We start from the raw sequence: 12,698 nt of genomic DNA, 5'->3' as shown, positions 1-12,698 counted from the left end.
CCAGCTCCGTTCCCAGCGCCCATGCCCCGCCAGCTCTTCGTCACCACCGCCCTACCCTATGCGAACGCCGGTTTCCACATCGGCCACATCATGGAGTACACCCAGGCCGACACCTGGGTGCGCTTCCAGCGCATGGCGGGCCACGAAGTGCACTTCGTCTGTGCGGACGACGCCCACGGCGCGCCGATCATGATTTCGGCCGAGAAGGCCGGAAAGACGCCGCAGGACTTCGTCGCCGGCATTGCCGCCGGCCGCAAGCAATACCTCGACGGCTTTCACATCAGCTTCGACAACTGGCATTCGACCGACGGACCAGAGAACCACGAGCTGTCCAAGGCCGTCTATCTCGCGCTGCGCCACAACGAGCTGATCTCGACCAAGACCATCGAGCAATTCTTCGACCCGGCCAAGTCGATGTTTCTGCCGGACCGCTTCATCAAGGGCGAGTGCCCCAAATGCGGCGCGAAGGACCAGTACGGCGACTCCTGCGAGGTCTGCGGCGCCGTCTATGCGCCCACCGAGCTGAAGAACCCTTACTCGGTGCTGTCCGGCGCGACGCCGGTGCTCAAGACCAGCGAGCACTACTTCTTCAAGCTGAGCGACCCACGCTGCGTCGACTTCCTGACGCAATGGACCCAGGAGGCAGGCCGGCTGCAGCCCGAGGTGCTGAACAAGATCCGCGAGTGGTTCGAGACCGACGAGGATGGCAACAACAAGCTCAGCGACTGGGACATCAGCCGCGACGCGCCTTATTTCGGCATCGAGATCCCCGATGCGCCGGGCAAGTACTTCTACGTCTGGCTGGACGCGCCCATCGGCTACCTGGCCTCGCTGAAGAACTACTTCGGCAAGACTGGCAGGGACTACGACGCCTTCATGGCGGATCCGTCGGTGGAGCAGATCCACTTCATCGGCAAGGACATCACCTACTTCCACACGCTGTTCTGGCCGGCGATGCTGCATTTCAGCGGCAAGCATCTGGCCGACGGCACCTACGTGCCGCGGAAGACCCCCAACCACGTCTTCGTGCACGGCTTCATGACCGTCAACGGCGGCGAGAAGATGAGCAAGAGCCGCGGCACCGGCCTGGACCCGCTGAAGTACCTCGCTCTCGGCCTGAACGCCGAGTGGCTGCGCTACTACATCGCCGCCAAGCTCAATGCCAAGGTCGAGGACATCGACTTCAACCCCGAGGACTTCGCGGCCCGCGTCAACAGCGACCTGGTCGGCAAGTTCATCAACATCGCGTCGCGCGCCGCGGGCTTCCTGACCAAGCGTTTCGACGGCCATCTCAGCGGCGACCTTGGCGTCGAAGGCCGCATGCTGCTGGACGCGCTGCGCGCCCCAAGCGATTCGATCGCCCAGCTCTATGAGGACCGCGAATTCGGCAAGGCCATCCGCGAGATCATGCTGCTGGCCGACAAGGTCAACGAGTTCGTCGACCAGCACAAGCCCTGGGAGCTGGCCAAGCAGGAAGGCATGGACGCCGCCCTGCACGACGTCTGCAGCGTCTGCATCGAGGCCTTCCGCCTGCTGACCCTCTACCTCAAGCCGGTACTGCCGGCATTGGCCGGTCAGGTCGAGTCCTTCCTGAAGATCGCGCCGCTGCAGTGGAGCGACAGCGCCCGCGCCCTGGGCGCCCATCAGATCGGCGTCTACCAGCACCTGATGCAGCGCGTCGACCTGGCCAAGGTGGAGCAGCTGTTCGAAGCCCCGCCGGCGCCGAAGGTAGTGCCCGGTGGCGAAGACCTCGCGGAAGAGATCAAGATCGACGACTTCGCCAAGGTTGACCTGCGCATCGCGAAGATCGTCAAGGCCGAGCACGTCGAGGGCTCGGACAAGCTGCTGCGCCTGACGCTGGACGCTGGCGAGGGCCGCCTGCGCAATGTCTTCAGTGGCATCAAAAGCGCCTACAAGCCCGAGGCCCTGGAAGGCAAGCTGACCGTGCTTGTCGCCAACCTCGCACCGCGCAAGATGAAGTTCGGCATCAGCGAGGGCATGGTGCTGGCCGCCAGCCACGCCGACGAGAAGGCCCACCCGGGCATCTTCGTGCTCGAGCCTTTCCCCGGCGCTCTGCCGGGCATGCGGGTGCGCTGAGCAGCCATGAACTCGCCGCGACTGCCTCTTGGCCCGTCGCGGCGCCGGCGTTTCATCGCCGAGCACTACCACTGCGGGCCTCCGGCCGCGACCTCGCTCCTCGCGTCGTCGCCACCCCGGAGGTTCCATGCCACTGCCCCAGCTGCACCCTTTCCGCCCCCGCATGCTCGCGCTGCGGGCGGGTTACTCGCGGCAGCGCTTCCTCGCTGATCTCGGCGCCGGCCTGACGGTCGGCATCGTCGCGCTGCCGCTGGCGCTGGCCTTCGCCATCGCCTCCGGTCTGCGCCCCGAACAGGGCCTGGCCACGGCCATCGTCGCCGGCTTGCTGATCTCCCTCTTCGGCGGCTCCAGCGTGCAGATCGGCGGGCCGGCCGGCGCCTTCATCGTCGTCGTCTACGGCATCCTGCAGCGCTACGGCCTGGCCAATCTGCTACTCGCCACCATGGGCGCCGGTGTGCTGCTGTTCGCGATGGGCGCCCTCAAGCTGGGCGTGCTGGTGCGCTACATCCCGGTGGCCATCGTCACCGGTTTCACCAACGGCATCGCCGTGCTGATCGCGCTGGCGCAGCTGAAGGATGCGCTCGGCCTGTCGCGCCTGCCCATGCCGGCTGACTTCTTTGGCCAGATTGGCGTGCTGAGCGCGCACGCGGCAGGCTTCAATCCCTGGGCCGTTGCGACGACTGCCGCGGCCGTGACCGTGCTGCTGCTCTGGCCCAAGAACATCGGGCAGCAGGCCCTGAGCGGCGTGCGGCGCTGGATGGCGCTGCTGCCCAGCACCGTCATCGCGCTCGTGGGCGCGACGCTGGCCACCGCGCTGCTGGACCTGCCGCTGGAAACCATCGGCAGCCGTTTCGGTGGCATTCCGCGCAGCCTGCCAGCGCTGGCCTGGCCGGACGCGAGCTGGGAGGGCCTGCGCCAGCTCGTCATCCCGACATTGACTTTGGCGCTGCTCGGCGCCATCGAGTCACTGCTCTGCGCCCGCGTGGCCGACAAGCTCACGCCTGACCTGCCCCGCCATGACCCCAACCAGGAGCTGATGGCGCAGGGCATCGCCAACCTGGTGGCGCCGCTGTTCGGCGGCATGCCGGCCACCGGCACCATCGCCCGCACGGTGACCAACATCCGTGCCGGCGCGACCAGCCCGGTCGCCGGCATCGTGCATGCGCTGAGCCTGCTGATCATCCTGCTCGTGGCCGCGCCGCTGGCCGTGCATGTGCCCCTCGCGGCCTTGGCCGGCATCCTGCTCGTCGTCGCCTGGAACATGGGCGACTGGCACGAGTTCGCGAGGCTGCGGCGATTCAACTTCACCTACCGCACGCTGCTCGTCGGCACTTTCACGCTGACCGTCGTGACCGACCTGACCGTGGCGGTGGAGGTGGGCCTGATCGCGTCCTGCGTGTTCTTCGTCTGGCGCATGGGCCAGCTGTTCACGATCAGCCGCTTCGACGCCGGCGTCCTGCCCGAGGGCGTGGTGGCCTACGAGCTCTATGGCGCCCTGTTCTTTGGCGCGGTCGGCAAGATCGAGGCGCTGGCCGAGCAGCTGCCCGCTGGCACGCGGGCCGTCGTCTTCGAGATGCACCGCCTCATCGTCATGGACACCTCGGGCGTGGAGGCTCTGCGCGAACTGCACCGCACGCTGGCCAAGCGCAGCGTCGCCCTGGTGCTCGCCAACATCAACGCCCAGCCCCTGGATCTGCTGCGCCGCTCCGGTCTGGCCGCCGAATTGGGCGACGCCGCCATCGTGCCCAGCATCGCCGATCTAAAATCAGCCCCTTAGTCAAAGAGACCCCCATGCCGCTGTTCTGGAAGCCCTACAAGTCCGAAGTCACGAACTTCATTGAGCAACTCAAGGCCCAGCGCCCCACGCTGGAGGCCGAACAGCGCGCCGGCCGTGCCCTGCTGTGGGACAAGGAGCAGGACCGCAACGCCCAGGCCGGTTTCGACGACGCCCGCGTACCGCAGCAGCCCTACGTCTATCAAACGTCCGGCAAGTAAGCCTTGACGGCCATGGCTGAGGAATCCAGCCAAGCCGCGTCTGACCTTCCCGAGGTCGTAGACGCGGTCGCAGTGGCGCGCCTGTACGGCGAGCCGCTGTTCCAGATGCCGCTGGACCTCTACATCCCGCCGGATGCGTTGGAGGTCTTCCTGGAGGCCTTCCAGGGCCCGCTGGACCTGCTGCTGTACCTCATCCGCAAGCAGAACTTCAACATCCTCGACATCCCGCTGGCCGACGTGACCCGCCAGTACCTGAGCTATGTCGAGCAGATCCGCAAGCACAACCTCGAGCTGGCCAGCGAATACCTCTTGATGGCCGCGATGCTGATCGAGATCAAGTCACGCATGCTGCTGCCGCCCAAGAAGAGCGAGGATGGCAAGGAGGCCGAGGATCCGCGTGCCGAGCTGGTGCGGCGCCTGCTGGAGTACGAGCAGATGAAGCTGGCCGCCGCGCGGCTGGACCGCCTGCCGCAGCTGGGACGCGACTTCCTGCGCGCCCAGGTGCACATCGAGCAGTCGCTGACGCCCCACTTCCCCGACGTCAATACCGACGATCTGCGCGAGGCCTGGCTCGATATCCTCAAGCGTGCCAAGCTCAACCAGCACCACAAGATCAGCCGCGAGCAGCTGTCGGTGCGCGAGCACATGAGCATCGTGCTGCGCCGCCTGCAGGGCCAGCGCTTCGTCGAGTTCGAGGCCCTGTTCGACGTCACGCGCGGCCAGGCCGTCATCGTCGTCACCTTCATCGCGATGCTGGAGCTGGCCAAGGAGCGCCTGCTGGAGATCACGCAGGCCGAGGCGTTTGCGCCGATCTATGTGAGGCTGGCCTACTCGGCCAATTGAGGCAACGGCGCGCTGTGGATCGCCGGGACCGAGTTCTGAAGCAGATCCACGAAGCGTTCCGCGACGTGAGGCTGGGCGATGGCGTGACACTGCACGAGGCCATTGCCATCGACGATGGCGCGACGGATGCCGAGCGGCAGGCTGCCCGCCGCATGGACACGGCGCAGCATTGGCAGGACGTGCCCGATGCCCACATCGCGCGCCATGAGGCCGTCTTCTCTTTCCTCGACGTCAAGGGCTACGTCTTTTACGCGCCAGCTTATATGTGCTGGCTGCTGCGCGCGGGCTATCACACGCAGTGGAACTCCGCGGCTGAAGCGCAGATGGCGTTCCATCAAAGAGGCAGACCTGACCGCGACGGATGGCACAAGCCTCACGAAATGTTCTCGCCAGCGCAGTGTCGGGCTATCGCGCAGTACATGCTCTATGTTTACGAAGTGCTGGACGAGGAAGGCTTCTCGTACGTCAAGGAGCCGCTAGACAAGTACTGGTCGCAGTACCTTTAACCTCAGCGCCCGCGCAGCTTCTGCACCGCCGTGACGCCGGCCAGCACCAGTGCGCCGGCGATGACGCCGAGCAGCGCGTTCGCGCCGTTCTCCAGCACCAGCCCAACAGCCCAAGCCTGGCCCTCGGCCAGATGTGCAATGGCGTGATGCAGTGGCGCAATGCCATGCACAAGGATGCCGCCGCCGACAAGGAACATCGCCGCCGTGCCCAGCACGGTCAGCAGTTTCATCAACCGCGGCGCGGCGGCCAGCAGGAAGCGGCCGAAGGCCTGCGTCACCGCGCCTGCCTTGCGTGACAGCCAGAGCCCGGCGTCGTCCATCTTGACGATGCCGGCCACAAAGCCATAGACGCCCAACGTCATCGCGAAAGACACCGCCACAAGCACGGCCAACTGGGTCTGCAGCGGCGCGCTGGCCACCGTACCCAGGGCGATGACGATGATTTCGGCGGACAGGATGAAGTCGGTGCGGATGGCCCCCTTGACCTTGTCGCGCTCGAAGGTGGCCATGTCGACCTTGGGGTCGGCAATCGCCTTGACCAGCTCGTCGTGGTGAGCCTGGTCTTCCTCCGCGCTATGCAGGAATTTGTGCGCCAGCTTCTCAAAGCCCTCGAAGCACAGATAGGCGCCGCCGACCATCAGCAGCGGCGTGATGGCCCACGGGGCAAAGGCCGAGATGGCCAGGGCCGCCGGCACCAGGATGGCCTTGTTCAGCAGCGAGCCTTTGGCCACCGCCCATACCACCGGCAATTCGCGGTCGGCATTGACGCCGCTGACCTGCTGGGCGTTGAGCGCCAGATCGTCGCCCAGCACGCCGGCGGTCTTCGTGGCGGCGACCTTGGTCATGGTCGCCACGTCGTCAAGGATGGTGGCGATGTCGTCGAGCAGGACGAGCAGGCTGGAGGCCATGGGGCAGGCGATGCGGTCGTTGGAACGGCCGCGATGCTATCCGCTCAGCGGTAATGCCGAGCGAGGCTCTCCGCCACGCAGACGGGTTTGGCCACACCTTCCGCCTCGATGGCGACCTCCACCGTCAACTGCACCGCGCCACCGGCCACCGGGTCCATGGCCAGCAGCTTGAAGCCGGCGCGCAGCCGGCTGCCCACCGGCACCGGCTTCGTGAAGCGCACCTTGTTGAGGCCGTAGTTCAGCACCATGCGCGATTCGCGTACCGAGAAGCCGGTCTCAAAAAAATACGGGATCAGCGACAGCGTCAGGAAGCCATGCGCAATCGGTCCGCCGAAAGGCCCTGACTTGGCACGCTCGGGGTCGACGTGGATCCACTGCCTGTCCTCGGTCGCCTCGGCAAACGCGTTCACGCGCGCCTGGTCGACGGTGATCCAGTCGCTGTGGCCCAGGGGCTGGCCGATCAGGGATTCGAGATCGGCAAGGGTGTCGAAGTGGCGCATGCAGGGTGACGCAAGGTGGCGGGTGTGCCACTACGTTAACCTCGCGCGCCCTGATCGACCGTAGCCCACGCGACACCACCGTTCCATGCACATTCTGTTGATCGAGGACGACCTCGGCTTGGGGCCTGCGCTGCAGGCCGCGCTGTGCACCGAAGGGCACAGCAGCACCTGGCTGCGGCGCGCCAACGACGCGCCCCGGCAGCTCGACCCCGCCGCGCAGGACGCCGTGCTGCTGGACCAGACCCTGCCCGACGGCGACGGCCGCGCCTTGCTGACACGCTGGCGCCGCCAGGGCAGCGCAGTGCCAGTCATCGTCATCACCGCACGCACCACGCTGGAGGACCGCCTCGCCGGCTTCGACGGCGGCGCCGACGACTATGTGGTCAAGCCCTTCGAGATGCCCGAACTGATGGCGCGCCTGCGCTCGGTGCTGCGGCGCTGCGCCCAGCAGGCCAGCGACGAGTGGACGCTGGGCGGCCTGACGATCGAGCCGCGTCGCCAGCGGGTGCTGCTGGAGGGCGCTGAGCTGGCGCTGTCGCCGCGCGAATATCAGCTGCTGCTGGAACTGGCACGCGAACGCGGCGGTGTGGTCGCCAAGCACCAGCTCGCGCAGCGCCTGGCACCACTGGGCGAACCGATGGAGTTCGGCACGCTGGAGGTGCACCTGGCCAACCTGCGCCGCAAGGTGGGCGCGGCCCGCATCGGCACGCTGCGCGGCGTGGGCTACTGGCTCGAATGCGCATGAAGTTCGAATGGCTGCAACCCACGCTGACGCGTCGGCTGATCCTGGCGCTGCTGGTCGCCTTCACGCTGTGCTCGGTGCTGCTGCTGGTGGACGACCAGCTCGATGTCCAGCACCAGTTGGCCACCGACCCTGGTGTGCGCCAGCTGGGCCGTCAGCTCGCCGCGGGGCTGGAAGAGATCGAAGATCCCGCGCTGGCTGCCCGGGTGCTCGAGGGCCATACGCGCTACATCAACGGGCTGCGCATGGGGCAGACCATGACGACAGGCCCGCTGCTGATGCAGTTGCTGGACCGTCAAGGCCGACAGGTCTACGTGTCGGCACCCGGCGATGCCATTGCCAAGCCGGGCGTCGGCGAGCAGACCATCGCCGGCCGGACGCACTGGACCTACCGCCAGGACGGGCCGCGCTGGTCGCTGCGGCTGGCCGAGCCGGCGTTGTCGCGCGCCCAGTTGCTCGGCTTTGCCAGCGGCGCGCTGGGCATGCAGCTGCTGGTGGGCTTCCCGTTGATGCTGCTGCCGCTGTGGATCGCCGTCTACACGGGCCTGGCGCCGCTGCGCCGCTTTGCTCGCCGGCTGAACAGCCTGGACCTGCGGCAGGACCTGGCACCGCTGGACGTGGACCTGCGCTACCGTGAGCTGCGCCCGCTGGGTCAGGCCTTCGACGCGCTGCTGAGCCGCCTGCGCCGGCGCCGCGCGCGTGAACGCGCCTTTGTGCACGAGGCGGCGCACGAGCTGCGCACGCCGCTGGCCGTCGTCGCCACGCAGACCCACGCCCTCGTGCACGCAGCTGATGCCGACGCGCGCGCCACTGCTGCCGCCGGGCTGCAACAAGCCATCGCACGCAGCGCCCACCTGTCGCGCCAGCTGCTGGACCTGGCCAGCCTCGACAACGAGCAGCCCGCCGCGCCGGTCGCCCTCGACTTGGCGCATTTCTGCGCGCAGCGACTGGCCGAGCAGGCGGGCGCCGCACGCGAGCGCGGCATTGCGCTGGCGCTGGACGCGCCGGACCAGCTGCCGGTACGCCTGGACACCGTGGCCTTGCAGTCCTTGCTGCAGAACCTGCTCGACAACGCATTGCGCTACGTGGGCCGCGGCGGCCGCATCGAGGTCAGTCTCGACGTCGCGCCCGAGGGCCTGCGGCTGGCTGTGGCCGATGACGGCCCGGGTATTGCGCCCGCCGACCGCCCTCAGGCCTTCGAGCGCTTCTGGCGCGGCGCCGGGCATGACGTGCAGGGCAGCGGGCTGGGCCTGGCCATCGTGGCGCGGGCTGCCGACCGACTGGGTGGCCAGGTCACGCTGGGCGACGGCCTCACGTGGCCCGACGGCAGTGGTTGCGGTGCGCGCTTCGAACTTCGGTTGCCGGTCACCGTCTTGGGCATTCCTTAAGCCACGGCTTTCAACAATGGCCCGGTCCTTTCCACCACCGACCGGAGCCTTGTTTGAAAGCTGTGCTGTTCCTCACCGTTGCCGCGCTGGCCGCTCTGCCCGCGCATGCCGCCGACCCCTACGTCGGCTTCAACCTCACCACTCCCGGCGAGGCGAACTTCAGCATCAACGGCCATGACGTGGCCAACGACAACAAGCCGCATGCGATGAAGCTGTACGCCGGGCTGCAGTTCACGCCCACCTGGGCGGCCGAGCTGGGCTACGGCGCCTTCGGCACCTACCACGCGGCCGACCCCACGCCAGGTTCCCCCTACCAGCTGAAGATGTCCACCAGCGTCGCCTACCTGGCCGCACGGGCCACCACATCGCTCGGCGATTCCTTCGCGCTCTTCGGCAAGGTCGGGCTGGCGGTGAACCGGCTGAAGGCCAGCGACTCCCTGGGCCACGCTGATCGCGAGTCCTTCGTGCGGCCCATGTTCGGCAGCGGCCTGGAGTGGAAGCTCGCACCGCAGGTGTCCGCCACCGTCGAATACAACCGCTACGGCTCGCGCCGCAGCGACGGCGACCGCTTCACGCAGCAGAAGGCCGAGGTGGGTCTGGCCTTCAAGTTCTAGTCGGGCGGGCAAGTTAACCTCGCGGGCCATGCCTGACCGTACCGCCCGCGACATCCTCGTCCTCGCCGCTCACCCCGACCTGGCCCGCTCCCATGCGACCCGCACTGTGCTCGATGCGCTGCGGGCCTCGCCTGCGGCCGACCGCGTCGAGCTGCGTGACCTCTACCGCCTCTACCCCGACTTCCACATCCATATCGACGCCGAACAGCGCGCCCTCGAGGCGGCCAAGCTCGTCGTCATGCTGCACCCCATCTACTGGTACAGCATGCCCGCGCTGCAAAAGCTCTGGCTGGACGAGGTGCCGCGCCTGGGCTGGGCCTATGGCCCCGGCGGCACGGCCCTGCACGGCAAGGACTTCTGGCTGGTGGCCTCCACCGGCGGCGGCGCCGAGGCCTATGCGCCGGGTGGCCACAACCACCACCCCATAGCCGACTTCCTGCTGCCCTACCGGCAATCGGCCCATACCTGCGGCATGAACTACCTGCCGCCGCAGATCCTGCAAGGCGCCCACCGCGTGACGGACGCCGAGATCACCGCCCATGCCGAGCTGTTCGTGAAGCGGCTGGCGCATTACCCCGAGTGGTGCGAGCACCTCGCCGAGCCAGCCATCGGCGACGAGGAGGCCGTTGCTCTGGATGAGAGGCCACCGTTGTTCTCCACGTTGGATGCCGGGAGCGACGAATGAGCCACGGCAACTGGCTGCAACTGCCCCTCGTCTTCCTCGCCGCCGCCGTGCTCGCCGTGCCGCTGGCGCGCTGGCTGCGCTTGGGCTCCATCCTCGGCTACCTTGTCGCCGGCCTGCTGATCGGTCCGGCAGTGCTGGGGCTGATCCCCGAATCCACGGCCATCCCCGAGGTCGCCGAACTCGGCGTGGTGCTGATGCTCTTCCTCGTCGGCCTGGAGCTGGAGCCCAAGCGGCTGTGGGCCATGCGCCGGCCCATCTTCGGCTGGGGCAGCGTGCAGTTGCTGGGCTGCGCGGCCGTGCTGACCTTCGTCGGCATGGCGCTCGGCTACCCCTGGCGCCTGGCCGTCGTCGTCAGCCTGGGCCTGGCGATGTCGTCCACGGCCGTGGCGCTGGCGGTGCTGGCCGAGCGCAACCTCGGCCGCACGACGGCGGGCGAGAGCATCCTGTCCGTCGCACTGCTGCAGGACATCGCTGCCATCCCCGTGCTGGCCCTGGTACCGGTGCTGGCGCTCAGCGGCGCCTCCGACGATGGCGACGGCAAGACCTGGCTGGCGGCGGCCAAGGCCCTGGGCGCCATCATCACCATCGTCTTCGGTGGGCGCCTGCTGCTGCGCCCGGCGCTGCGCTGGATTGCCCACAGCAAGACGCCCGAGATCTTCACGGCCGCGGCCCTGCTGCTGGTGCTGGGCACGGCGGCGCTGATGCAGCTGGTCGGCCTGTCCATGGCCCTGGGCGCCTTCCTGGCCGGCGTGCTGCTGGCCGAAAGCGAGTACCGCCGCGAACTGGAAACCGACCTGGAGCCCTTCAAGGGCCTGCTGCTGGGCCTGTTCTTCATCGCCGTCGGCATGGGGCTGGACTTGAAGGCCGTCGCCGCTCAGCCGGGTTTCGTGGCCCTGCTGGTGCTGGCCCTGCTGGGCTGCAAGATCTTTGTACTGATGGCCATGTCCAAGGCGATGAAAATCCCGCTGGTGGAGCGGCCCGCCTTCGTCATCCTGCTGGCCCAGGGCGGCGAGTTCGGCTTCGTCGTCTTCCAGCTCGCGCAGAGCGAAGGCATGATCAGCGCGGCGCAGAACTCGGCCCTGGTCGCGGCCGTCGCGCTTTCGCTGGCGCTGACGCCGCTGCTGCTGACTGGCGGCGACCGGCTGATGTCGCAGAAGCTCGCCCGCCGCGGCCTCAAGAAGCGCGCCGACGCAACGCCACCACCGCCCTCGCCCATCATCATTGCCGGCAGCGGCCGCTACGGTCAGGTCGTCGCCCGCATGCTGCGCGCCAACGGCCTGGAGGCCACGGTGCTGGACCATGACTCCGAGGCCATCGAGAGCCTGCGCCGCTTTGACTGGACGGTCTATTACGGCGACGCGACGCGGCTGGACATGCTCAAGACCGCCGGCGCGCAAACGGCCCGCATCCTCGTCATCGCCATCGACGAAATCGCGCAAAGCGTCGAGATCGCCGAGCTGGCGCGCGAGCATTTCCCGCAGCTCACCGTCGTCGCTCGCGCGCGCAACGTGCAGCACTACTACCAGCTGCACGAGGCCGGCGTGCGCCACATCGAACGCGAGACCTTCGACGCCGCGCTGATGAGCGCGCGCAGCGTGCTGGAGCTGACCGGCATGGAGCCGCACGCCGCGCGCCGCCAGGCCATGCGCTTCAGGCGCCACAACATCGACGTGCTCAACACCATGGTGCCGCTGCAGGGCGACGAGGGCGCGCTGATCGCCGCCGCCCGCCTGGGCCGTCAGCAGTTCGAGCAGCTGATCGCAGCCGAGCGCGAGGCCGAGGATGCCCACCGCAAGGCCCAGCGCGGCGGCTGGGACAGGCAGGACGCCGCACCGCCTCTTTGAGGGCAGGGTTTGAAGGTGCGCGGCGACAATCGAGTCATGTTCGCCCCATCCCAGCTCGAAGTCCGGCGCTTCTTCTGCGCCACCTACCGCAAGTGGCGCGACGGCGCGCCGTTGATCCCGATGGAAGCCCTTGCAGCGGACTGGATCGCCGAGCATCCGGAGTACCACTCCGATCTCGCCGACGAAGCCGCAGCGCTGGAGAAGGTCTACACGGTGGAGGAAGGGCGCACCAACCCCTTCCTGCATCTGTCCATGCATCTGACCATCACCGAGCAACACGCCATCGACCAGCCCTCGGGCATCCGCCAGGCCATCGACCTGCTGGCTGCCAAGCGCAATTCCCGCCACGAGGCCCACCATGTCGCCATGGAAGCCCTGGGGGAAATGGTGTGGGCGTCCCAGCGAAGCGGCTTGCCGCCGGATGGGCACGCCTATCTGGACAAGGTGCGCCAGGCGGCTACCCGCTGAGCCCGGTCAGCATCGGAATAAATTCGATATTTTTCCGGCACAACAGCTTATTCAGGTCGTTGATTGTTTTCCTTTTCTGAACGACGCGTTGCTGCGGCCCTGGTGTTT

General features: G+C 67.7%; 13 protein-coding genes. 11 read left to right on the top strand and 2 right to left on the bottom strand.

Going from position 1 to position 12,698, the window contains the following annotated elements; translation table 11 throughout:
• The first annotated feature begins 21 nt into the window (after positions 1-21).
• The 5 genes from metG (at position 22) to AC1DW0_RS16865 (ending at position 5,441) form a co-directional block, all read left to right on the top strand.
• Positions 22-2,097, top strand: a complete 2,076-nt coding sequence (metG, locus tag AC1DW0_RS16885) for a methionine--tRNA ligase (protein ID WP_457354211.1) — start codon at positions 22-24, stop codon at positions 2,095-2,097.
• A gap of 127 nt (positions 2,098-2,224) precedes the next feature.
• Complete coding sequence (locus tag AC1DW0_RS16880; protein ID WP_457354213.1) at positions 2,225-3,874, top strand: SulP family inorganic anion transporter; 1,650 nt, start codon at positions 2,225-2,227, stop codon at positions 3,872-3,874.
• A gap of 14 nt (positions 3,875-3,888) precedes the next feature.
• Complete coding sequence (locus tag AC1DW0_RS16875; protein WP_056199099.1) at positions 3,889-4,092, top strand: DUF3460 family protein; 204 nt, start codon at positions 3,889-3,891, stop codon at positions 4,090-4,092.
• A 12-nt stretch (positions 4,093-4,104) separates the two neighbouring features.
• Positions 4,105-4,935 (top strand): segregation and condensation protein A, encoded by an 831-nt coding sequence (locus AC1DW0_RS16870; protein WP_056199739.1) that lies wholly within the window; start codon positions 4,105-4,107, stop codon positions 4,933-4,935.
• Between the two features lie 14 nt (positions 4,936-4,949).
• Positions 4,950-5,441 carry a DUF6714 family protein gene (locus AC1DW0_RS16865; protein ID WP_457390887.1) on the top strand — a complete coding sequence of 164 codons (492 nt, stop codon included), beginning with the start codon at positions 4,950-4,952 and terminating at the stop codon, positions 5,439-5,441.
• A 2-nt stretch (positions 5,442-5,443) separates the two neighbouring features.
• Here AC1DW0_RS16865 and AC1DW0_RS16860 read toward each other — a convergent pair whose 3' ends face one another.
• Both AC1DW0_RS16860 and AC1DW0_RS16855 read right to left on the bottom strand, forming a co-directional pair.
• Positions 5,444-6,349, bottom strand: coding sequence for a DUF808 domain-containing protein (locus tag AC1DW0_RS16860; RefSeq protein ID WP_457390885.1), 906 nt, complete (start codon positions 6,347-6,349; stop codon positions 5,444-5,446).
• Positions 6,350-6,393: 44 nt separating this feature from the next.
• A complete protein-coding gene (locus AC1DW0_RS16855) occupies positions 6,394-6,849 on the bottom strand; it encodes a MaoC family dehydratase (RefSeq protein WP_457390883.1) in 456 nt (151 codons plus the stop codon).
• 85 nt (positions 6,850-6,934) lie between these two features.
• Between AC1DW0_RS16855 and AC1DW0_RS16850 the strand changes: the two genes are divergently transcribed.
• The 6 genes from AC1DW0_RS16850 (at position 6,935) to AC1DW0_RS16825 (ending at position 12,590) form a co-directional block, all read left to right on the top strand.
• A complete protein-coding gene (locus tag AC1DW0_RS16850) occupies positions 6,935-7,594 on the top strand; it encodes a response regulator (protein ID WP_056199107.1) in 660 nt (219 codons plus the stop codon).
• On the top strand, positions 7,591-8,979 hold the full coding sequence (locus tag AC1DW0_RS16845; RefSeq protein WP_477946976.1) for a sensor histidine kinase: 1,389 nt from the start codon (positions 7,591-7,593) through the stop codon (positions 8,977-8,979). The genes AC1DW0_RS16850 and AC1DW0_RS16845 overlap by 4 nt, the downstream gene beginning before the upstream one ends.
• 62 nt (positions 8,980-9,041) lie before the next feature.
• On the top strand, positions 9,042-9,593 hold the full coding sequence (locus tag AC1DW0_RS16840) for an outer membrane beta-barrel protein (RefSeq protein WP_477947000.1): 552 nt from the start codon (positions 9,042-9,044) through the stop codon (positions 9,591-9,593).
• Positions 9,594-9,621: 28 nt separating this feature from the next.
• Positions 9,622-10,278, top strand: a complete 657-nt coding sequence (gene kefF, locus AC1DW0_RS16835; protein ID WP_477946974.1) for a glutathione-regulated potassium-efflux system oxidoreductase KefF — start codon at positions 9,622-9,624, stop codon at positions 10,276-10,278.
• Positions 10,275-12,122, top strand: a complete 1,848-nt coding sequence (gene kefC, locus AC1DW0_RS16830; RefSeq protein WP_477946972.1) for a glutathione-regulated potassium-efflux system protein KefC — start codon at positions 10,275-10,277, stop codon at positions 12,120-12,122. The genes kefF and kefC overlap by 4 nt, the downstream gene beginning before the upstream one ends.
• 36 nt (positions 12,123-12,158) lie before the next feature.
• Positions 12,159-12,590, top strand: coding sequence for a DUF1841 family protein (locus tag AC1DW0_RS16825; RefSeq protein WP_457323396.1), 432 nt, complete (start codon positions 12,159-12,161; stop codon positions 12,588-12,590).
• Positions 12,591-12,698 lie beyond the last annotated feature (108 nt).

Source organism: Roseateles sp. P4_D2 (genome assembly GCF_056401875.1).
Note: the sequence above shows the minus strand (reverse complement) of the source record. Positions and strands in the feature narration are given on the sequence as shown.